This window comes from Streptomyces sp. URMC 124, assembly GCF_051386455.1.
GTDB lineage: Bacteria > Actinomycetota > Actinomycetes > Streptomycetales > Streptomycetaceae > Streptomyces.
Genome location: NZ_JBPQTS010000133.1, coordinates 1 through 21382, shown reverse-complemented (window position 1 = coordinate 21382; position 21382 = coordinate 1). Strand labels below are relative to the sequence as shown.

Annotated in this window: 20 protein-coding genes; 9 read left to right on the top strand and 11 right to left on the bottom strand. The window is 72.3% G+C overall.

The window, feature by feature from the left end; all coding sequences use genetic code 11:
* Nucleotides 1-40: 40 nt before the first annotated feature.
* The gene (locus tag ACSNOG_RS24395; protein WP_436754848.1) at nt 41-1045 is read right to left on the bottom strand and encodes a heme/hemin ABC transporter substrate-binding protein; all 1005 of its coding nucleotides are present in this window, start codon (nt 1043-1045) and stop codon (nt 41-43) included.
* A gap of 173 nt (nt 1046-1218) precedes the next feature.
* Between ACSNOG_RS24395 and ACSNOG_RS24390 the strand changes: the two genes are divergently transcribed.
* The 4 genes from ACSNOG_RS24390 (at nt 1219) to ACSNOG_RS24375 (ending at nt 9589) form a co-directional block, all read left to right on the top strand.
* The gene (locus tag ACSNOG_RS24390) at nt 1219-2694 is read left to right on the top strand and encodes an HtaA domain-containing protein (protein ID WP_436754845.1); all 1476 of its coding nucleotides are present in this window, start codon (nt 1219-1221) and stop codon (nt 2692-2694) included.
* Nucleotides 2695-2764: 70 nt separating this feature from the next.
* Entirely contained in the window at nt 2765-4453 is a 1689-nt protein-coding gene (locus ACSNOG_RS24385) for an HtaA domain-containing protein (protein ID WP_436754844.1), read from the top strand.
* Nucleotides 4454-4619: 166 nt separating this feature from the next.
* Complete coding sequence (locus ACSNOG_RS24380) at nt 4620-5066, top strand: effector-associated constant component EACC1 (RefSeq protein WP_436754843.1); 447 nt, start codon at nt 4620-4622, stop codon at nt 5064-5066.
* Nucleotides 5067-5071: 5 nt separating this feature from the next.
* A complete protein-coding gene (locus tag ACSNOG_RS24375) occupies nt 5072-9589 on the top strand; it encodes a caspase, EACC1-associated type (protein WP_436754842.1) in 4518 nt (1505 codons plus the stop codon).
* Here the strand turns inward: ACSNOG_RS24375 and ACSNOG_RS24370 are convergent.
* Nucleotides 9586-10296, bottom strand: coding sequence for a heme oxygenase (biliverdin-producing) (locus ACSNOG_RS24370; protein WP_436754841.1), 711 nt, complete (start codon nt 10294-10296; stop codon nt 9586-9588). The two genes, ACSNOG_RS24375 and ACSNOG_RS24370, sit on opposite strands and share 4 nt — an antisense overlap.
* Before the next feature lie 85 nt (nt 10297-10381).
* Nucleotides 10382-11239: a type I methionyl aminopeptidase gene (map, locus tag ACSNOG_RS24365; RefSeq protein WP_436754840.1), complete on the bottom strand. Its 858-nt coding sequence runs from the start codon at nt 11237-11239 to the stop codon at nt 10382-10384.
* A gap of 68 nt (nt 11240-11307) precedes the next feature.
* On the opposite strand from map, the gene ACSNOG_RS24360 reads away from it, so the two are divergent.
* Nucleotides 11308-11541, top strand: coding sequence for a hypothetical protein (locus ACSNOG_RS24360; RefSeq protein WP_436754839.1), 234 nt, complete (start codon nt 11308-11310; stop codon nt 11539-11541).
* A gap of 134 nt (nt 11542-11675) precedes the next feature.
* Here the strand turns inward: ACSNOG_RS24360 and ACSNOG_RS24355 are convergent, their stop codons facing one another.
* Both ACSNOG_RS24355 and ACSNOG_RS24350 read right to left on the bottom strand, forming a co-directional pair.
* On the bottom strand, nt 11676-13007 hold the full coding sequence (locus ACSNOG_RS24355) for an MFS transporter (RefSeq protein WP_436754838.1): 1332 nt from the start codon (nt 13005-13007) through the stop codon (nt 11676-11678).
* A gap of 93 nt (nt 13008-13100) precedes the next feature.
* On the bottom strand, nt 13101-13751 hold the full coding sequence (locus ACSNOG_RS24350) for a hypothetical protein (protein ID WP_436754837.1): 651 nt from the start codon (nt 13749-13751) through the stop codon (nt 13101-13103).
* A gap of 182 nt (nt 13752-13933) precedes the next feature.
* Here ACSNOG_RS24350 and ACSNOG_RS24345 point away from each other — a divergent pair, with 182 nt between their 5' ends.
* The 3 genes from ACSNOG_RS24345 to ACSNOG_RS24335 all read left to right on the top strand — a co-directional run bounded on the left by ACSNOG_RS24345 (nt 13934) and on the right by ACSNOG_RS24335 (nt 15393).
* Nucleotides 13934-14746 carry a helix-turn-helix domain-containing protein gene (locus tag ACSNOG_RS24345; RefSeq protein WP_436754836.1) on the top strand — a complete coding sequence of 271 codons (813 nt, stop codon included), beginning with the start codon at nt 13934-13936 and terminating at the stop codon, nt 14744-14746.
* Complete coding sequence (locus tag ACSNOG_RS24340) at nt 14743-14922, top strand: DUF397 domain-containing protein (RefSeq protein ID WP_436754835.1); 180 nt, start codon at nt 14743-14745, stop codon at nt 14920-14922. Before ACSNOG_RS24345 ends, ACSNOG_RS24340 begins: the two co-directional genes overlap by 4 nt.
* Before the next feature lie 96 nt (nt 14923-15018).
* On the top strand, nt 15019-15393 hold the full coding sequence (locus tag ACSNOG_RS24335) for a helix-turn-helix domain-containing protein (protein ID WP_436754834.1): 375 nt from the start codon (nt 15019-15021) through the stop codon (nt 15391-15393).
* 61 nt (nt 15394-15454) lie between these two features.
* On the opposite strand, the gene ACSNOG_RS24330 is transcribed toward ACSNOG_RS24335, so the two are convergent.
* The 4 genes from ACSNOG_RS24330 to ACSNOG_RS24315 form a co-directional block, all read right to left on the bottom strand.
* A complete protein-coding gene (locus ACSNOG_RS24330; protein ID WP_436754833.1) occupies nt 15455-16063 on the bottom strand; it encodes a ClpP family protease in 609 nt (202 codons plus the stop codon).
* Nucleotides 16064-16067: 4 nt separating this feature from the next.
* Nucleotides 16068-16703 carry a ClpP family protease gene (locus ACSNOG_RS24325; protein WP_436754832.1) on the bottom strand — a complete coding sequence of 212 codons (636 nt, stop codon included), beginning with the start codon at nt 16701-16703 and terminating at the stop codon, nt 16068-16070.
* A gap of 114 nt (nt 16704-16817) precedes the next feature.
* Nucleotides 16818-18065, bottom strand: coding sequence for an MFS transporter (locus ACSNOG_RS24320; RefSeq protein WP_436754831.1), 1248 nt, complete (start codon nt 18063-18065; stop codon nt 16818-16820).
* Nucleotides 18066-18165: 100 nt separating this feature from the next.
* Nucleotides 18166-18792 carry a DUF2867 domain-containing protein gene (locus tag ACSNOG_RS24315; RefSeq protein ID WP_436754830.1) on the bottom strand — a complete coding sequence of 209 codons (627 nt, stop codon included), beginning with the start codon at nt 18790-18792 and terminating at the stop codon, nt 18166-18168.
* Nucleotides 18793-18888: 96 nt separating this feature from the next.
* On the opposite strand from ACSNOG_RS24315, the gene ACSNOG_RS24310 reads away from it, so the two are divergent.
* On the top strand, nt 18889-19446 hold the full coding sequence (locus ACSNOG_RS24310) for a TetR family transcriptional regulator (protein ID WP_436754829.1): 558 nt from the start codon (nt 18889-18891) through the stop codon (nt 19444-19446).
* Between the two features lie 58 nt (nt 19447-19504).
* On the opposite strand, the gene ACSNOG_RS24305 is transcribed toward ACSNOG_RS24310, so the two are convergent.
* Both ACSNOG_RS24305 and ACSNOG_RS24300 read right to left on the bottom strand, forming a co-directional pair.
* A complete protein-coding gene (locus tag ACSNOG_RS24305; RefSeq protein WP_436754847.1) occupies nt 19505-20440 on the bottom strand; it encodes an endonuclease/exonuclease/phosphatase family protein in 936 nt (311 codons plus the stop codon).
* Between the two features lie 336 nt (nt 20441-20776).
* On the bottom strand, nt 20777-21340 hold the full coding sequence (locus ACSNOG_RS24300; RefSeq protein WP_436754846.1) for a TetR/AcrR family transcriptional regulator: 564 nt from the start codon (nt 21338-21340) through the stop codon (nt 20777-20779).
* Nucleotides 21341-21382: the final 42 nt, after the last annotated feature.

Below are 21382 nucleotides of genomic sequence, written 5' to 3'. Positions count from 1 at the left end.
GGCCACGGGGGCGGGGGGCGTGGTTCTGAGGAGGCTCACGTCACTTCCCGGCGTGGATCTGCTCGATGAGGGAGGCCAGGACGGTGTCGGTGCGGGGGCCGAAGTTCAGCAGCACGCCGTCGTCCACGGAGGCGACGCGGCGGTCCAGCCCGGCCGGCGTCTGCCCGACGCCCGGGATCTTCACCAGCCCGTCCACGCCGCCGACGGACGCGAGGCCCTTGCTCATCACGAGGATGACGTCGGGCGCGGCCTTGGCGAGGGCCTCGCTGGTGATGGGCGTGAAGTCCTTCTTCAGGCCGGACTCCTTGCCCGCGTCGACGGCGCCCGCGGCCTCGATGAGCGAGTCCGCGCCGGACCCGGCCCCGCCGAGGAGGTAGACGGAGGCCGAGCCGCGCAGGTAGAGGAAGGCGACGCGCGGCTTCTTCCCGCCGCCGGCGCTCTGCGGAATGGCGTCGGCGGCCTTCTCCAGCCGCTGCTGCGTGCGGCGGTCGAGCTCGTCCCCGGCGGCGGGGACGCCGAGGGCGGCGGCCACCTTGCCGATGCGCGGGCCGACGTCGGCGAGCTTCTTGGCCGGGTCGAGGACGACGAGCGGCACCCCGGCGGCGCGGATCTGGCCGACGGCCTCGGCGGGCCCGGTCGTGGTCTCCGCCAGGACGAGCGTGGGCTTGAGGGAGAGGACGCTCTCGGCGGAGACGTCGTGGGCGCGCGTGACCACGGGCAGCTTCGCCGCCTGCTCGAAGGTGGCGGTCACGTCGCGGGCGACGACCTGCCCGCCGAGGCCGAGGCTGAAGACGATCTCGGACAGCGCCCCCGTGAGCGGAACGATCCGCTCCGCGCTGCGGACGGTGACGTCATGGCCGTCCGCGGACCGTACGGTGGCGGGCAGTTGGGGCTTCGGCGTACTCGCGAGTGGCTCGATACGGTCGGCGGTGGGTGCCTTGCCCGCCGCCGTGGAGGCGCCTGAGCTGCTTGAACTCCCCGATGAGCCGCAGCCGGTGAGAACGAGGACGGCCAAAGTGAGCCAAGTGAGCAGTGCGGCGCGTATGCCGGTGCGGCGAGGGGTAGATATCACGGGGCCCGCCGACTGCCGTTGAAGCACGGTTCTGTCTGCCTTTCGCTCCGGCCGGGGGTTCCGACCTGATGGGATGTAGCTTAGGTTAGCCTTACCTAAGTCGCCATAGGGCGATGCCTGCCATCCCGCCCGAAAGGGGCATTCCGATGCTGCCGCCGCTCAGACCTGCCCGCGCACCCGTCGCCGCCCTGCTCACGGCGGCGATGACGGCGGCGATGACGGTGGTGCTGACGGGAGAGGTCCCCGGGGTCTCGCCGGGCGCGGTCGCGCACGCGGACGGTGCGGCACGGACGGTCGCCGGCGGCCGCCTGGACTGGAGCGTCAAGTCCTCCTTCCAGAACTACGTCACCGGCCCGATCGCCCAGGGCCGCTGGGACCTGCAGGGCGGCGCCGCCACCGTCGACGGCGGCCGGTTCCGCTTCCACTCCGCCAAGGGCGGCTACGACGCGGGCAGCGGGGCCTTCGAGGCCGGCTTCTCGGGCGGGGTGCACTTCACGGGCCACAAGAAGCCCGACGGCTCCTACGAACTCGACCTCACCATCAGCCGCCCCACCGTCCGCATCAAGGACGGCAGCGGCACGCTCTACGCCGACATGACCGGCAAGGCCAAGGGCACGGGCGAGGTCACGCAGGCGTCACAGGTGCCGCTGGCCGCGCTCGACTTGAAGGGCGTGAACATGCGCGGTGCGACGACGGCCGTCACGCTGGCCGACGTCCCCGCGACGCTCACCTCCGAGGGCGCGAAGGCCTTCGCGGGCTACTACGCGGCGGGCACGGCGCTGGACCCGGTCGCGCTGTCGGCGGACGTCGTGGCCGCGGCGAACGGCGCACCGAGCGGAGCGCCTTCCTCCGGTGCCCCGTCCTCCGGCGCGCCGTCCTCGCCGGAACCGGAGAAGAAGGACGCCCCCAAGGGCGGGTTCACCGGCGCGGCCGTCGACTGGGGCGTCCGCCGCACCTTCCGCGAATACGTCACCGGCTCCATCGCCCAGGGCTCCTGGAAGCTGAGCGACGGCGCCCAGGACGGCGGAGCGCTCTTCCGTTTCCCGGCCGGCAAGGGCACGTACGACGAGGCGGCGCACACCCTCGACGCCGCCTTCACCGGCACCGTCCGCTTCACCGGCAACCACCTCGACCTGACCCTCGGCGCGGTCACGGTAACGGCCAGGGACGGCAAGGGAACGCTCACCGCGGACGTCGCCGACGGGAGCGGAAGCCCGCAGAAAAACGTTCCGCTCGTCACCTTCGACACCTCCGGTCTCAAGGAGAAGGACGGTCTCGCCGCCGTCACCGAGGCCCCTGCCAAGCTCACCGCCGACGGCGCGAAGGCCTTCGGCGGCATGTACCAGGAGGGCGCGGAGATGGACCCCGTCTCCCTCGCCGTCCCCCTCGGCGCGGAGGCGAAGATTCCGGCACTGCCGGACCTGGGCAAGGCACCGGCCCCGTCCCCGACGGGCAGTCAAGAGGCCGATTCCGGACGTAAGGTGTCCGCAAAAAGTGCAACCGAGGCCTCATCCTCCTCGTCCTTCCCGGTGCTTCCGGTGGCCGCAGGCGCCGCGGGTGTCGTCGTGGTGGCCGCAGCGGTACTCCTCGCCCTGCGCCGCCGCCGGCGGTCGGCCGGCTGAAGACTTCCCGACTCCGCGCCGGTCGCGGGCGCGCCCCTTTCTTTTGCTCTAGCTAAGGAGACAACCGACGATGACCGTCACCTCCCGCCGCCACGGGGCGCTCGCTGCGCTCGCCACGGCGACCGTGCTCGGCTCTGTGGCCTTGGCCATGCCCGCGTACGCGGCCGACGCTCCGAAGACCGGCGGGCCCTCGCCGTTCCAGCTCAAGAACGGCACGCTCGAGTGGGGGGTGCAGGACGTCTTCCGCAGCTACATACCCGACTACGGGAAGATCGAGGTCGCCGAGGGCGCTAAGCAGGCCAAGGACAACGGCCCCTTCACGTTCGTCGACGGCGAGGGCTCGTACGACGCGGACAAGAACGTCCTCACCACCACGTTCAAGGGCAGCGTCCACTTCCTCGCGCACCAGAAGGGCGGCCAGTGGCTGCTCGACATCAAGCTCTCCGACCTCAAGGTCACGTCGGACGCCAAGGACGGCGGAAAGAAGGGCAGTCTCGTCGCCGATGTGACGATCAAGGGTGACACCCGGCAGGACGTCACGCTGGCGGAGCTGGACCTGGGGGAGAAGCCGCGGCTCGGCAAGGACGGCGGCGCGCTGACCTACAAGGAGGTCTCCGCGACGGTCACGCAGGACGGCGAAGACGCCTTCGCGCGGGACAAGAAGCCGTCGGCGGGCTTCCACAAGGGCGACACCATAGCGCCGGTGACTCTTTCGGCCACGGCCACGAAGGCCCCGGAGCAGTCGACCGGCGGTCAGGGGGCCGGAGGCAACTCCGGTAGTACGGGCGGCAGCGCGGGCGGTACGGGCGGCGCGTCGACGACCGGAGGCGCCACCACCGGTACGACGGCAGGGACGTCCGCCGGTACGACCGGGCAGACTTCCGGTGGTACGGCCGGGGACACGTCGGGTTCCGGTACCAAGCAGCCCGACGGCACCCTCCAAAAGGCCAACCTCGACTGGGGCCTGCAGAAGTTCTTCCGTGACTACATCACCGGGCCCACGGCCAAGGGGAAGATCGAAGTCTCCGACGGTGCGGTGAAGACGGGCGCCGGATTCCGCTTCTCGACGGGCGAGGCCAAGGGGAAGTTCGACGCCGCCACCTCTACGCTGAATGCCGCTTTCAAGGGGCAGGTCCGCTTCACAGGTCACGACGGCGCACTGGACATCAAGATCAGCAACCCCGAGATCAAGGTCTCCGGCACCACCGGAACCCTTCTCGCTGATGTCAGCAACAAGGGCAATGCCGATGTCAAGGGTCGTCCGATCGCGGAGCTGACGGTGCCTGCCGGTGCCCTCAAGGCCAAGGACGGCGTCGTGACGCTGTCGGCCGCGAAGACGAAGCTGACCGAGGAGGGTGCGAAGGCGTTCGCCCGCGGCGACCACCAGTACCCCAACTTCAAGAAGGGGTCCGCCCTCGACCCCGTAACCGTGGCCGCCGCCCTCGACAAGGACGCCAAGCTGCCGGGCGCCCCGGCCGGCAGCGGATCGGATCAGGACGACAAGAGCGGCTCGGGCAGCGGCTCGACGTCCGGCACGGGCGGTTCCACCACCGGTGGCGGCTCCACCACGGGCGGCGCGGGGACGACCGGCGGTACCGGTAGCACCACGGGCGGCGGCAGCCCCGGCACCGCCTCCCTCGCCAGCACCGGTGCCAACACCCCCACCGCCCCCCTCCTCGGCGCCGCGGGCGCCCTCGTGCTCGCGGGTGGCGGGGCCGTGTTCGCCGCCCGGCGGCGCGGCGCGGCGCAGCGGGCCTGACCGGCCCGCCCCCGTACCGGCGTCCCCTGCCTCCAAGGCCCCGGCAGGGGGCGCCGCCGCGGTGCACCGGTGTGACGGAACTCCCGTTCTACGGCGGACGGTTGCAGTGCTAGCCTCGGACGCCCCGGTAGTCCCATGAGGTGCACGAAGGGGCAGTGAGAGCGCAGTGAACGTAACGCTGACGGTCAGCAGCCGGGGCACGGGCCCCGGCGGCGGCGCGGTGCACGACCTCCGCCGGTGGCTGCAACGCCACCCGGAGCTGCGGGCGCTCATCCGGCAGGAGCCCGCTGCCGAGCCCGAGCCCGGCACCATGGGCGCGGCGTCCGAGCTCCTCACCCTCCTGCTGGCGCCCGGCGGCGCGACGGCCGCCCTGGGGGCCGCGGTCGTCGCCTGGCTGCAGAACCGCCGCGGCAATCAGACGGTCACGATCACGCGCCCCGACGGCACGCAGATCACCGTGACGTCCGAGCGGGTGCGCGACCTGAGCGCCGGGGACAGCGGCGAAGTGGCCCGGCGCCTGGCCGAGGCCCTTGAACCACGCGACCCCGGCACCGCTGCGACCGGCACCGCTGCGACCGGCACGGCGCAGCCGGATCCGGCGAGCAGGGCCTGACCCCTGTGGACGAAGGCCCCGGCAGAGATCTGACCGGCCCCGACTGCCACGCCCTCGTCGTCGGTACGGGCCGGCACCCCGCCGGCGCCCGTCTCGTCGGCCTGCCGAGCGCCGCCCGCTCCGCCACCGCCCTCGCCGAGGCGCTCCGTTCGGCCTGCGGCATGGCGGACGACCGCGGCGACCGCGTCACCCTGATCACGGACCCTGCCGGGCCGTCGGACGTCCTGGCCGCCGTGGAGGCCGTCACCGAACGCGCGGAGGGCGGCGTCGTCCTCTTCTGCTTCGTCGGCCACGGCCTCCTCGGCCCGGCCGAGCAGCTCTACCTCGCCACCTCGGCCGGCACGTCGGCGCACAGCACCGCCCACGCCGTCCCGTACGCCGAGATCAGGAACCTGCTCAGCGCGTCCTCCGCCCGGCCCGTGGTGATCCTCGACTGCTGCTTCTCCGGACTCGCGGAAGCCGTCCAGCAGGGGCCGCGCCGCGACCCGTACGTCTCGGCCCGCCCGGACGGCAGCTTCCTCCTCGCCTCCGCCACCCACTACGCCGCCGCGTTCGCCCCGGAGGGCGAGGAACACACCCTCTTCAGCGGCGAGCTGCTGCGCCTGCTGCGGGAGGGCGACGCGGGCGGCCCGAAGTGGTTCACCCTCGCCGACCTCTACCGCCAGCTCGACCGGCGCCTCCAGGGCGCGCCCGCCCGGCCGCACTCCGACAGCGTGGGCCGCATCGGCGACCTGGCCGTCGCCCCCAACCCCCGCTACGCCCCCGCAGCCGGGCCCGGCCCGGAGCCGCCGCGGTCCGGCGGCCCGTGCCCGTACCCCGGGATGCGCCCCTTCCTGCCCGAGCAGCACCACCTGTTCTTCGGGCGCGAGAAGCTCACCCGCGCCCTGCTCGACCGCGTCACCGACGACGGACCCGCGGGCCCCGTCGTCCTCGTGGGCCCCTCCGGCGTCGGCAAGTCCTCGCTCCTGCGGGCGGGCCTCGGCGCGGCCCTGGACGCTACGGGACGCCGCCCCGTCCTGCTCGTCCCCGCACCCGGCACCCGCCCGTTCCGCACGCTCACGACGAGTTGGGCGGACGCCACGGGCCGCCCGTTCGGCGAAGTCGAACGGGACCTGGGCGCCGGGCGGTTCGGCGGCCCGCCGGACGGCAGGAAACTCCCCGGCGTCCTGATCGTCGACCAGTTCGAAGAGCTCTTCACCCACTGCGAGGACGCGGAAGAACGCGAGTTGTTCATCCGCGCCCTCACCGGCGCCGGAGCCTCACCCGGCCCCCGCATCGTCCTCGGCCTGCGCGCCGACTACTTCGGCCACTGCCTGCGCGACCCGAGGCTCGCCCGGCTCGTGCGGAACGGGCAGTTCACCGTCCCCGCGATGGCCGACGACGAGGTGCGGTCCGCGGTCGAAGGACCCGCCGCGTACGCCGGACTGCGCCTGGAGGACGGTCTGGCCGACCACCTGCTGCGCGAGCTGAAGGACGAACACGCCGGCGCGGGCGGGGCCATCGCCCTGCCCTTCCTCGCCCACGCCCTGCAGGAGACCTGGGCCCGCCGCCACGGCGACCGCCTCACCTTCGCCGGCTACCAGGCCACGGGCGGCATCCGCACGTCCGTCGGCACCGCCGCCGAGCGCATCCACGACTCCCTCGACGCCGACGGCCGCTGCGCCCTGAAGGACCTGCTGCTGCGGATGGTGCGGCTGGTGGACGGCGACGGCCGGGCGGTACGGCGGCGGGTCCGCATCGACGAGCTCGGCCCCCACGCGGAGCTGCTCGGCCGCCTCGCCGACGCCCGCCTCGTCGTCGTCGACGACGACCAGGCCCAGCTCTGCCACGACTCCCTCCTCTCCGGCTGGCCCCGGCTGCGCGACTGGATCAACGCCGACCTCGGCGGGCTGCTGGTGCGGCGCAGGCTGGGCGACGCCGCCGACGCCTGGGCGGAGGCCGGGCGCCCGCCCAGCGGCCTGTACGCGGGCAGGCACCTGGCGGCGGCCCGCGCGGTCACCGCAGACGACGGCCCCGGCTTCCCGTCGCTGCGCCCGGTGGAGCAGGACTTCCTGGCGGCGAGCGGACGCGCCCAGCGGCGCCGCAAGACCGTGCAACGGGCGGGCCTGGCGATCGTCGTCGTCCTCGCGGTCCTCGCGTCCACGCTCGCCGTCCTGGCACGGGGCGCGCAGCACCGTGCCGAGGACCGGGAGTCGGTGCTGCTCGCCCGGCAACTGGCGGCCAAGGCCGACGTCCTGCGCGAGCGCGACCCCCTGGCGGCCCGCAGGCTGAGCCTCGCGGCCTACCGCCTGGCGAGCACCCCGGAGAGCCGGTCGAGCCTGTTCGCCACGCAGATGTCCCGGGTGCCGGTCGACCTCAAGGGCACGGACGGGCCGGTGCTGCACATGGCGTACAGCGGGGACGGCCGGGTGCTGGTGACGAGCCGGCCCGGCGGCCGCGTGCAGCTGTGGGACCTCAGCCGCCCCACCGCCCCGCGGAAGGCCGCCGCCCTGGACCTCGGCTCTCGCGCGGCCGTCGCCTTCCACCCCCGCTCGCGCCTGCTGGCCGCCCAGACGGCGAGCGGCTTCGCGGTCTGGGACACCACCGACCCGCAGCGCCCGCGCCGTCTCGCCGCCCGCGGAGCACCGGGCGGAACGGTGTCCTCGCTGGCGTTCAGCCCGGACGGCAGGACGGTGGCGGCGGGTCTGGCAGGACGGGGGAAGGGCCGGCTCCTGCTCTGGGACCTCGCTGACCCCGCCCGGCCGGAACCGCGCACCGACCGGGCGGTCGCCGAACAGGACGTGGTGTCCCTCGCGTTCCACCACGAGGGCCGGTTGCTGGCCGTGAGCAGTGGCACCCTGGGCGGGCAGGACGGGGCCGGCGCCTCGGGCGCGGTCGGGCTGTGGGACGTACGGGATGCGGCCCGGCCCGTCCTGAAGGACACGGTGACGACGGGGACGGCGACGGCGCTGGCGTTCCATCCGCGGCGCGGCGTGCTCGTCGGCGCGAGCCGGAAGAGCGATTTGTTCGGGTGGACCGTCGACGGAGGGGAGCGGCTGAAGGCCTTCGCTCCGGCCAAGGGCACCTTCACGTACTGGGAGTTCGAGGACCTCCCCGTCCTCGGCTTCAGCGGGGACGGCACCACCCTGGCCTGGCAAGGCAGGAAGACCGCTCCGTACGCGAAGAGCGTGCTGACTCTGCGACGCGTGGAGGACACGGATCCCGCGCTCTCCCGCCGCGGCACGGACGAGAGCAACCTGCCCGTGAGCACGGCCGCCCGGGCCGTCGCCTGGGATCCCGGAGGGGCGTACGTCGCCGCGGGAGGGGAGGACGGAACGGTGCGGCTGTGGCCCCTGCGGCCGCCCGCTCCGGCGGCCGTCGGCGCCCTGCCCTACGTCGACACCGGGACCAGCCCCATCAGCCACGACGGCACCCTCATGATCACGGAAGAGCGGGGGAAGGGCACGGAGGAGACCCGGCGGGTGTGGGACGTCCGCCGGCGGACAGCGCCGCGGCTGAGGTTCACGGTTCCCGAGCCCTGGGAGATCCGCAACTTCCTGCCCCGTACGTCCGTCCTCCTGGCCCACCGGTACACCGCCGCCACCAAGGACCACCTCTTCCGGCTGTGGGACATGAGCGGATCCGGCGACCCGGTGCCGGGCGGCGACATCCCCTTCAAGGCTCCGGACGTGAACCTCGGCTTCAGCCCCGACGGCAGGCTGCTCGCCCTCGGGCGGACGTTCGACCGCCGCATCGAGCTGTGGGACGTGAGCAAGCCGCGCACGCCCGTGCGACGGTCGGTGTTCGAGGGCAGCACGGGCGACTTCTCGTCGAGCATCTGGTTCCTGACGCCCCGTGTCATCGCCACGCGGGAGGACAAAGGCAAGGTGCAGCTCTGGGACATCGCAGACCCCGGCCGCCCCCGGCGGGCAGGGGCCGTCGACGGCATGAAGAGCGGGACGAGCATCGGCTTCTCCACCGCCCGGAACCTGATGCTGGCGGAGGAACCGGGCCGGAAGGTGGCGCTGTGGGACCTCTCGGACCTCCACCGGCCGCGGCGCGGCGGCCTGATCCCGGCCGGCGTGTCCGGCTACGAGGAGATCGGCGGCGACATCGTGGCGGCCGTCGACGAGAACAACAGCGTCCAGTTCTGGGACGTGAAGGACTTCAGGCACCCACGCAAGACGCGGACCATGCTCCTGGACCAGGAGAAGAGCACCGACGTCAAGCGCACCCCGGACCCCGGCCGGATCCTGATGGGCCCTCAACCCTGGCGGATCTGGGACGTCGGGCCCGGCGGGGACTGGCGCACGCCGCACTTCGTCTCACTGCCGGAGGCGAAGCGCGTCGAGCTCTTTCCCGACCGGCTGCCCCTCATCGCGGTGACGTCCGAGAAGAGCCCCGACAAGCGCCCGCTGACGTTCCTCCTGGACCCCGACACTGACCGCCTCTACGCGGAGCTGTGCCGGACCGATCCGTCGGGCGTTCCCCGGGAGGACTGGAAGAACCTCTTCTCGGACCTCGCCTACCAGCGCTCCTGCTAGGCGGAGAGCGGGAACTCCCGCCCCAGCGCCTGGAACACCGCCGTGTTCAGCGCGAACGCGCGCTTGCACTCGTCGACGACGCGCTGCTTCTCCAGATCGTCGACCGGCAGGGCGTCCAGCAGCTCGCGGTACTCGCGCTTGAAGGCGGCCGGGTTGCTTATGGCCTCGAAGACGTAGAACCGGACGCCGTCGCCCTTGCGGGCGAAGCCCCAGGTCTTCTCGGCGGTGCCGCGGATGATCTGGCCTCCGGAGAGATCGCCCAGGTAGCGCGTGTAGTGGTGGGCGACGTAGCCCGCGGGCCAGTCGCGGGCGCACTCCTCGATGCGGGCCGCGTACTGCTCGGTGGCGGGGAGCGGCTGCAGGCCGCTGCGCCAGCCGGGACCGCCGAGGTGGGTCAGGTCGCGCTCGAGCTCGGCGGTGCGGGCCAGCTCGGGGCGGATGAAGGGCCCGGCGACGGGGTCCTCCGCGAGGCCCGGGGAGGCGGCTTCCAGGGCGCGGTAGACGAACCAGAGCTGTTCGGTGTAGCGGCGGTAGGCGTCGACGCCGAGGCGGCCGCCGAGCATGTCGCTCATGAACGACGAGTTCTCCGCCTCCGTGTGCTGCTCGTGCGAGGCGGTACGGATGAGCGTGGAGAACGGCGTGCTGGCGGGCGCGTCCAAGGCGGACCTCCGGGTGACCGAGGGGACGGGCGTGGCGTCGGGAGCCATTGTCGCTACTTAGGCTTACCTAAGTCAATGACTTCCCGACGCCCCGTCGGTAAAACGTTAGCGCCCGGACGGCCGCCCCGCAGGGTTACGGGAGGGTGAGGATCTCCGCACCCGTGTCCGTCACCACCAGCGTGTGCTCGAACTGCGCCGTCCGCTTCCGGTCCTTCGTGACGACCGTCCAGCCGTCCTCCCACATGTCGTACTCGTACGTCCCGAGCGTCAGCATCGGCTCGATCGTGAACGTCATGCCGGGCTGGATCAGGGTGTCGTGGTGCGGGCTGTCGTAGTGGGGGACGATCAGGCCGGAGTGGAAGGAGGAATTGATGCCGTGGCCCGTGAAGTCGCGCACGACGCCGTAGCCGAAGCGCTTGGCGTACGACTCGATCACACGGCCGATGACGTTGATCCGGCGCCCGGGCTTGACCGCCTTGATCGCGCGGTTGAGCGCCTCCCGCGTGCGCTCCACGAGCAGGCGCGACTCCTCGTCCACGTCGCCGCACAGGTAGGTGGCGTTGTTGTCGCCGTGGACGCCGCCGATGAACGCCGTCACGTCGAGGTTCACGATGTCGCCGTCGCGCAGCACCGTCGAGTCGGGGATGCCGTGGCAGATGACCTCGTTGACCGAGGCGCACAGCGACTTCGGGAAGCCGCGGTAGCCCAGCGTCGAGGGGTAGGCGCCGTGATCGCACATGTACTCGTGCGCGACGCGGTCCAGCTCGTCCGTGGTCACGCCCGGGGCGATCAGCTTGGCCGCCTCCTCCATCGCCTGCGCGGCGATGCGGCCCGCGACGCGCATCCGCTCGATCGTCCCCTCGTCCTGGATCTCCGGACCGGAGTACGGGGCCGGGGCGTCCTTCCCGACGTACTCGGGACGTGCGATGGAAGCGGGGACGGGACGGGTGGGGGACAGGGTCCCCGGCGTGAGAAGCGACTGGCCAGACATGTCAGCGAGTGTAGCCAGGGCTCATCGGGGACCATGTGGGCGAGACGACGGATGTGAGGGAGGTCCCGATGGCCCTGTTCAAGAAGCGCCCGGAAGGCAAGCCGGGCGAGTGGTACTACTGCCTGAAGCACGGCACGGTCGAAGAGGGCCCGGAGTGCCGCGCCGCGGACCGCCTGGGCCCGTACGGCACGCGCGGGGAGGCGTCCCACGCGATGCAGACCGCGCGCGAGCGGAACGAGGAGTGGCGCAACGATCCCCGCTGGAACGACGATGCCGCCGGCGAGGGGCCGAAGGCCGGCTGAGGACGGTCCGGCACCGCCGGTCACCAGAGTGGTGGGCTGATCGCCGTCGCGGCCGAGAAGGGGCGCCGGGACCTTCCCGGGAAACCCTCTCCGCCGCGACGGCGAGCAACCACCACGGACGCGCCCGGCGGCGCCTACGCGGCCTCCGCCACCGCCTCCGCCGCCTTCTGCTCGCGCATCCGCACCGCGTGCTCGTCCGTCCGCTGGTCGTAGGCCATCAGTTTCGGCAGCGACAGCGCCAGCAGGCCCACGGACGCCACGCACGCCAGACCGCCCGCCCACACCGACGTGCGGACACCCGCCAGGGACGCCATGCCGCCGGCCCGCACCTGGCCCAGCTGCGGCCCCACCGAGTACGACAGCATCTCGATGCCGGCCAGGCGGCCCCGCAGCGCGTCCGGGATCGTCTGGTCCCAGATCGCCGAACGGAACAGGCCGCTCACCATGTCGCAGCCGCCCGCCACCGCCAGGAACAGCAGCACCAGCCACACGTTCCCCAGCCACCCCGCGACGGCCATCGCCGCGCCCCAGCCCAGCGCCGCGTAGACCACCATCCGGCCGTGCCGGTGCACCCGCGACACCCAGCCGCTGGTCAGGCTCACCACCAGGGAGCCCACCGCCCCCGCCGCGTACATCAGGCCCAGCGCCCACGGCGCGTCCAGGTCGTCGGCCAGGAACGGGAAGATCGCGGTCGGGAAGGCGAACAGCATCGCCGCCATGTCGATCGCGTACGTACCCAGCAGCTCCTTGCGGCTCCACGCGTACCGCGCGCCCTCCAGGATCCCGCGCAACGACGGCTTGTCCGCCTCGTGCGCGGCGGGGGAGGGCGCCAGCCCGAGCAGCAGCACCGCCGAGACCGCGTACGAGACCACGTCCAGCGCGTACGCCCACTGCAGCCCCGCATACGCCGTGATCACACCGGCGAGCGACGGGCCCGCGATCGCGCCGACCTGCCAGCGGATCGAATTCAGCGCCACCGCCGCCGGCAGCTGCTCGTGCGCCACGATCCGCGGCACGATCGCCTGCAACGCCGGCCGCTGCAGCCCGCTCAGCGCGCTCACCAGACCCGCCACCACGTACAGCGGCCAGATCATCGGATGCGGAAGGAGCGTGTTGAGCAGGAGGAGCCCGGACAGGACACCCAGCCCGGCCTCCGTCCACAGGATCAGCTTCCGCCGGTCCATCGCGTCCGCGAGCGCCCCGCCGTACAGCCCGAACACCACCAGCGGAACCAGCTCGACCGCACCCACCGCCCCGACTGCGAGCGCCGACCCCGTCAGCTCCTTGAGCTGCAGCGGCACCGCGATGAAGGTCAGGAACGTACCGAAGACCGTGACCAGACCCGCCACCCACATGCGGCGGAAGTCACGGGAGGAACGCCAGGGCGTCAGATCGGGCAGCAGGGCACGGAGCCGTCCCGGGGACGTGGGGGCAGGGGAGGAAGGAGGAGGGTCTTGCTCAGTCACGGGAGACCATGGTCCATAAGCGGAAGATCGGGAGCAAACGCTTTTTCGAACGACGTCCTCCGGATTTCGGCCTCCCCGGCCGCGGCCCCGGCCCTACCAGCGCGGCGGAGGCGGCGCCGCCAGCTGATCCGCCAGCCGCGCCAGCCGGTCCCGGAACCGCCGCCGCCCGCCCCGCGGCGCTGGCAACCCGTTCTCCCCGGCCGCCGCGCTCACCAGATGCTGCACCGTGTCCAGATCCAGCTCCGTGGTCGTCGACGCGCAGGACTCGGGCGGCGCCGGCGGCGCCGGCACGGCCAGCCGGTCGTGCGCGAGCGCCGACATCTCCGACCGCGCCTCCTCCGGAGCCCCGTCCAGAGACAACACCGTCGCCCCGCCGCGCCGCGCGTCGTACACCCGCTCCAGCAGCCCCTCACCCGGCTCGTCCGCCGTCACCACCAGCAGCGTTTCCCCGCGCCGCGCCGCCTCCAGCCGCCCGAGCCCCACCGACAAGTGCGCCGGCACGCCCGGCGGCACCCGGTGCCGCACGAGCGTCGGCGACAACTCCGGCAACCCCGACCAGGCCGCCTCGTCATCCAGATGCGCCGCCAGATGCCACGGCTCGTACCCCTCCGTCCCCACCAGCAGCAACCCCCCGTGCCGCCGCGCCACGGACGCCCGCAGCGCCCCGGCGAACCGGCGCGTGTCCTGCAACCACTCGGTCCCGGCGAGCACTTCCCGCAGGAGTGCGACCCGTACGGCGTCCATAGGCCTGGATTCTCCGCGCGGCGCGGTCGCCCACAGGGGAGTTACGCGGATTCTCACCCTTATGGGCAGGACGGCCCGTTCACTCACACGTGCGATACGGGTTCGAAGACGGCGCGCGGGGGCCTTGCCGGCCGTAGCGTCCGTTGATACGGACGAGGTACGGGAAGGGGCGGGAGCGAACCGTGAACGATGGAGTGCTCTCCCAGCCGCCGATGGCATGGCGGCTCTGTGGGAACCAGGTCAAGCTCTGGCGGACGGAAGCGGGCGTCACCCGCGAGGAGCTCGCGCGTGAGGCGGGGTACGGGGAGGAGACGGTCAAGTCGATGGAACAGGGGCGACGGCGCCCCACGCCGGAGTTCCTCCTGGCCGCGGACCAGATGTTCGGCGCCCGGGGGAAGTTGATCGCTACGCAGGAGTATCTGCAGCCGGATCGGTTCGTGCCGTACGCCAAGGACTTCATGCGGTACGAGGCAGAGGCCATCTCGCTCACTTCATACCAGCCGCTGCTCATCCCCGGCCTACTTCAGACCGAGGAAACAGTCCGACGGCTGTTCGACGTGAACTGGCCTCCGGTGGACGACGAAACGATTGAGGAGAGGGTCAAAGCGCGGCTGGCGCGACAGTCCATCCTGGCGACACAGAGCAAGGCGTTCACCTTCGCCATCGGTGAGGCGGCACTCCGCAACACTCTCGACCGTCCTGAGGCGCACAAGCGGCAGCTCCTCCACCTGCTGGAAGTAGGGCGGCAGCGCAACGTTGTCATTCAGGTACTGCCCAGCGGCGGTGCCAATCCCGGGCTCAACGGGCCGTTTGTTCTGCTGGAGTCACGCGATCACGAACGGTATGCGTACGAAGAGGGGCAGACGAGCAGCGCGCTGCATTCCAACCCCGAGAAGGTCAATTCCCTAATCCACCGCCACGCCTTGATCGCCCAGTGTGCCCTCAACCCCGAAGATTCAGCGCGGTTCATCAGAAAGTTGGCCGACGAGCTATGAGCACCGAACTCATATGGCGTAAGTCCAGCCATAGCGGCACGACGGCCGGAGACTGCGTTGAGGTCGCCGCCGTACCCCACGCCGTGCACATAAGGGACTCGAAGCACCCGGGGCCCCGGATTACCGTCCCGGCGACGTCCTGGTCCCGCTTCGTGGGGTACGCGGCTGCGGGTTGAGGGCCGGGGGTCGGGTGCGGCCTCCGCCCCGCAGTTTCGCGGGCGGCAGAACGTTCCGGGCGCCTCCAACCCGTCCCGCGCTTCTACGCTGGAGGGGTGACCAGCCGAGCCTCGAAGTCAGTAACCCCCGCCCCCGCGCGCGTCATTCCTCTCCGGCCCGATCGGGAGCCGCTCTGGCGGAACGTCGTGGGGGAGGTGTTGCGGCGGGAGCGGCTGGCGCAGAAGCGGACGCTCAAGGACGTCGCCGACGCCGGGCGGATCTCCATGCCGTATCTGTCCGAGGTCGAGCGCGGGCTGAAGGAGGCGTCCTCCGAAGTGCTCGCGGCCGCGGCCAAGGCGCTCGGGCTCAGCCTGGCGGAGCTGCTCGCCCTGGTGCAGGCGGAGCTCATCCGCCTGGCGAGCCGTACGCAGGTGACGTCGGCGAGGCGCAGCGCCTCCCCGCGTCAGGGCGAAGTGCGCCTCGCCGCCTGACCGGCGGTTCGGCGGGCGGCCGCCCACCCCCGTAGCGCGGCCGCCGGCCTACCCCCGTCCGCTACGCGGCCGCCGACAGGACGCGGCGGCTGAGGACCGCGTCGGCGAGGCCGTACTCCACCGCTTCCTGCGCGGTGAAGACCTTGTCGCGGTCCATGTCGGCGCGGAGGGAGGCGACGTCGTGGCCTGTGTGACGGGAGAGGACCTCTTCGACTTCCGAGCGGATGCGGAGCATCTCCTTGGCCTGGAGGGTGAGGTCCGAGACGGTGCCCTGCCGGCCCCCGCTGGCCGGCTGCCCCAGCAGGATCCGCGCGTGTTCGAGGACGAAGCGCCGTCCGGGGTCGCCGCCGGCCAGCAGGACGGCCGCGGTGGAGGCGGCCTGGCCGACGCAGAACGTGGAGATGGGGGCGCGGACGAAGGTCATCGTGTCGTAGATGGCCATGAGGGAAGTGAAGGATCCGCCCGGGGAGTTGATGTAGAGGGCGATCTCGGTCTCCGGGGCGGCGGATTCGAGGTGGAGGAGCTGGGCGATGACGACGTTGGCGACGCCGTCGTCGATCTCGGTGCCGAGGAAGATGATGCGCTCGGAGAGCAGCCGGCTGAAGACGTCGTAGGCGCGCTCGCCGTTGGGGGTGCGCTCGACCACGGTGGGAATCGTGTACTGGCTCATGGCGTCAGAGTCCGATCCGCTGCTTGGTGCCGGCCGGGCGGACGTCTTCCAGGGACTCCACGACGCGGTCGATCATGCCGTAGTCCTTGGCCTGCTGGGCTGTGAACCACCGGTCGCGGTCGCCGTCGCGGGAGATGGTCTCCTCGGACTGGCCGGTGTGTTCGGCGGTGATGCGCTCGATGGCCTTCTTGGTGAATTCGAGGTTCTCGGCCTGGATGGCGATGTCGGCGACGGTGCCGCCGATTCCGGCCGACGGCTGGTGCATCATGATCCGCGCGTTGGGCAGGGCGTAGCGCTTGCCGGGCGTTCCGACGGTGAGGAGGAACTGTCCCATGCTGGCGGCGAATCCCATGGCGAGGGTGGAGACGTCGTTGGGGATCAGCCGCATCGTGTCGTAGATCGCCAGTCCGGCCGTGACCGAGCCGCCGGGGCTGTTGATGCACAGGGCGATGTCGGTACGGGGGTCTTCGGCCGAGAGGAGGAGCAGCTGCGCACAGACGCGGTTGGCGGAGGCCTCGTTGACTTCGGTGCCGAGGAAGACGATGCGCTGCATGAGCAGCAGTGAGGCGAGGTGGTCGTCGAAGCGGGTCGGGGACGTTTCCCCATCGCTGGCGTGCGGGGCGAGGACGAGCGGTGGCATGGAGCCTCCTTGGGCCGGAGCGTGATGGCGTGGTCCCTCCACTCTCCGGCCGTCGGCGACGCCCCGACAGCCTTCTCTGCCCCCGGCAGATTCGCCGAGGGCAGAGCGATTTTGTTACGCGACGTGGTCCGGAGCCGCCGTCCGCTCAGCCTGCCCCGCCCGGCTCCCCTGCCCCGCGTGGTCCGCCTCGCCCGACGCGACCACCTTCGACGGCTCTGCGCCGTCGCGGTCGAGCGCTCCCGAGACCACAGCGGCCAGCAGGCCCGCCGCCGCCAGGCCCGCGCCCACGAGGGTGGGGGACGTCCAGCCCCAGCCCGCCGCGATGGCGGCGCCGCCGAGCCAGGCGCCGCCCGCGTTGGCGAGGTTGAACGCCGAGTGGTTGGAGGCGGCGGCCAGCGTCGGGGCGGCCTTGGCCTTGTTCATGATGAGCATCTGGAGGGGGGTGCTGGTCATGGAGCCGGCGGCGCCGATGAGGACGACCGTCACCAGGGCCGCCCACTTCACGTGCACCGTGAAGTCGAAGACGACGAGGACCGCGGCGAGGCCGGCCAGGGCTCCGTAGAGGGTGGGGCGCAGGGCGCGGTCGGTGAGGGGGCCGGCCGCGAGGACGCCGAGGGTCATGCCGGTGCCGAAGAGGGCCAGGACGAAGGTGACGGAGGTTTCGGAGAAGCCGGTGACCTCGACCGCCATCGCGGAGAGGTAGCTGTAGACGGCGAAGACGCCCGCGAAGCCGAAGACGGTGGTGAGCAGGCCGAGCAGCACCTGACGGCCGCCCAGGGCGCGCAGTTCCTTGCCCAGGCCCGCGCCCTGCTCGCGGGGCAGCTCGGGGATCAGGCGGGCGAGGGCGGCCATGGCCACGAGGCCGATCGCGGCGACGACGAGGAACGTCGCGCGCCACCCGAGGTGCTGTCCGAGGAGCGTGGCCGCGGGGACGCCGACGATGTTGGCGACGGTCAGGCCGAGGAACATCATGGCGACGGCCCGGGCCTGCCGTCCCTCGCCCGCGAGGCGGGCGGCGACCACGGAGCCCACGCCGAAGAAGGCGCCGTGCGGCAGCCCGGCCAGGACCCGGCCCGCGACGAGCGTCCCGAAGGTGGGGGCGAACGCCGAGGCCAGGTTCCCGAGCGTGAAGACGCCCATGAGCAGGATCAGCATCCGCTTGCGGGGGACGCGCGAGCCCAGGGCCGTGAGCAGCGGGGCGCCGAAGACGACGCCGAGGGCGTAGGCGGAGACGAGGTAGCCGGCGGTGGGGACGGAGGTTCCCAGGTCGTCGGCGACGTTGGGCAGCAGGCCCATCATCACGAACTCGGTCGTTCCTATGCCGAAGGCGGACACGGCGAGCGCCAGCAGGGCCAGGGGCATGAGGAGGGGGCCTTTCGGACGTGCGTGCGGGGCAAGCCCTCCAGCCTACGGGACGGTCCCGCGGTGCCCGGTCCCCGTCCGCCGCCGGTCCGCCGCCGGCTCAGCCCGCGCTGCCTTCGCGGGCCGCGCTCCCCTCACGGGCCGCGTTCCTCTCGTGGGCGCTCGCCTCCCACTCGCGTCCGATCATCCGGAGCAGTGCCGGATACACCCCCACGTACCGGAAGGCCTTGATGCCCGCCATGTACGCGATGCCGAACAGGCCGTTCGGCTTCACCAGGATCGCCATCCGGGCGTGGTAGCCCCCTGCCCCGTCCGGGACCCAGCCCAGGTGCAGCACTCCCCGGCAGGTCCCGTTGGACATCTCGGCCGCCCACTCGTCGTGGGTCTGGTAGACGGACCTGAACTTGCGGAAGTCGGGGCCCCGGGGGCCCTCGCGGAGGTCCGCGGGCAGCCGGTCCCGCAGCCCCGGCTCCCGCTCGCCGACGCCGGTGCCGGGCTTGTCCCAGCCGAAGAGCGCTCCGAGCTTCCAGCGGAGCGCGAAGAGCGCGCGCCCCACGGGGGAGTCGACGTAGTCCCCTTCTCCGGTGGAGACCTGCTTCACCAGGTGGGCGAAGTCGTCCGGGCCCCCGGGGGTCGGGAGCGCCCAGACGTCCTCCACGCGGAAGTCGTAGGCGATCTCGTGGATCCGCCAGGGCCGGGAGGTGTGTGCGGTGCTCGGCAGCCTCATGGTCGTTCCCCCATCTATACGATGCCGTATGGATCCAAGGTAGACCCGTCTATACGGTGCCGTATAGACGGGGGTCGCGTGAGGGGAGACACAGTCATGGGCGCCATTCGCACGCCTCGGGAAAAGTGGATCGAGGAGGGGCTGCGGGCGCTCGCGGCGGGCGGTCCGGAGGCCGTCAGGATCGAACTGCTGGCCCAGGCCCTCGGCGTCAGCAAGGGCGGCTTCTACGGCTACTTCCGCAACCGGGACGCGCTGCTCGTGGAGATGCTCGACACGTGGGAGCGCGAGGTCACGGACGAGGTGATGGAGCGGGCCGAGAGCGGCGGGGGAGACGGCAGGGCCAGGCTGGAGCGGTTGTTCGCGATCGTCGCGGCCGCCGACGGGACGCTGCAGAGCGTTGCCGCCGAGCTCGCGGTCCGCGACTGGGCCCGGCGCGACGAGGCCGTCGCCGAGCGGCTCCGGCGCGTGGACAACCGGCGCATGGACTACCTGCGCTCGCTGTACCGCTCGTTCTGCGCCGACGAGGACGAGGTCGAGGTCCGCGCCCTGCTCACCTTCTCCTCGCGGATCGGCACCCGCTTCATGGCCGCCGACCACGGGGGCCGCAGCCGCGAGGAGGTCATGCTGCTGACCAGGAAGTGGCTCCTGAAATAGCCGGGGAGACCGCCTCCTGGCAGGCCGCCGCTCCCCGGCCGGGCGGGCCGGGTACGGCTCAGATCTTGACCCGTGCCGCCACCGGCAGGTGGTCGCTTTTCGTCGCCGGCAGCGTCCACGCCGAGACCGGGTCCATGCCGCGCACCATGATCTGGTCGATCCGGGCCATGGGGAAGCTCGCCGGCCAGCTGAAGCCGAAGCCGTCGCCCGCGGCGCCCTGGGCGGAGCGCAACTGCGAGGTGATGGGGGCCAGGGAGCGGTCGTTCATGGTGCCGTTGAGGTCGCCGAGGAGGACGACGCGCTTCTCGGGCTCCTGCGCGATGGCCCGGCCGAGCGCCTCGGCGCTGCGGTCGCGCTGCCCGGCGGTGAAGCCCGCGTTGAACTTGACGCGCACCGACGGCATGTGGGCGACGTAGACGGCGACGGGGCCCTGGGGGGTGCGGACGGTGGCGCGCAGGGCGCGCACCCAGCCGAGCCGGATGTCGACGGGCTGGACCAGCTCCAGGGGGTACTTGCTCCATATGCCGACCGTGCCCTGCACGGAGTGGTACTTGTACGAACCCTCCAGCGCCCTCTCGTAGCGCGAGGCGTTGGTGAGCTCCTCCAGGGCGACCACGTCGGCCCCGGAGGTGGCGACGGCCCGGGCCGTGGCGGCGGGGTCGGGGTTCTCGGCGTTGACGTTGTGGGTGGCCACCGTGAAGTTGCCGCCCTTGCCGGTCTTGTCGCTGAGCAGGCCCCCGAAGAGGTTCACCCAGGTGAGCACGGGGAGCAGCAGGGCGATCAGTGCGGTCGCCGAGCGGCGCACGATCGCGAGGACGAACAGGACGGGGATGCCCAGGCCGAGCCAGGGCAGGAAGGTCTCGGTCAGGCTGCCGAGGTTGCCGACCCGGTTGGGCAGCTGGGTGTGCAGGAGCATCAGCAGGCCGAGCAGGACCGCGAGGGCGGCGAGGATGAGGCCGCGCCGCCAGACATCGCGGTCCCGCCACCGGTCCATGAGGCGCCGGGCCCCGGATCCGGTCCCCTCCGGACCGGCTCCGTCTCGGCCCGTCTCCTGCATGTACGCCTGCGCCATCCGTCGTCCTCAACTCTTCATCCGCTGCGGCCCCGCCCACCAGACGATAGGTGATCACCCGGTGAGTGCGGCATGCGCCGCTTCCGCTTCTGGCGTGACGCCCCTGGAGGGGGCGTCACCGGGAAGGACGACGTCCCGGCGGAGTGAGGTTCCGGGCCGGGGGCGTGCCGGGGCGTGCTGTGACACAACGGGCATATTCCCGGGTGCCTGGCTCGTACAGGCGGTTGCCGGGCTCCGTCCGGCGCCCGTGCCCGGCCGTCAGCGGGGACGTACGCCCTCCAGGACCGCGTCGACGATCTTCCCGGGGAGATCCTCCGGCAGCTCCGCCCGCTCGTGGAACATCGCCCGCGACAGCATGGGACTGACGATGAGGTCGCCCATCAGCTCGACGTCCAGGTCGGGGCGGATCTCGCCGGCGGCCACGCCGCGCCGCAGGACGGCGTGGACCGCCTCGCGGCGGCCCTTGACGACCTTCTCGTGGTACTCCTGCCAGAGCTCGGGGTGGGCCTTGATCTGGGCGAGGGCCGTGCGCAGGACCGCGGACGAGCGCTTGGCCAGGCCGCGCCGGCGCAGCGTCTCCAGCAGCGTCACGAGGTCGTCGCGGACGGACTTTCCGGCGAGCTCGGGGCCGGCGTGCTCCAGGGAGCGCATGACGTCGAGCATCAGCGCCTCCTTGCCGGGCCAGCGGCGGTAGACGGTGGCCTTGCCGACGCCGGCCTCGCGCGCGATGCGCTCCATCGACAGCTCGCCGAGCGTCACGCCCTCTTCGAGCAGGCGCAGGACGGTCTCGACGACGGCCGTCAGCTGCTCGTCGCTGATGATGGGGACGTTGACGACGCCCTCGGCCTCGTCGGCGGTGGCGCC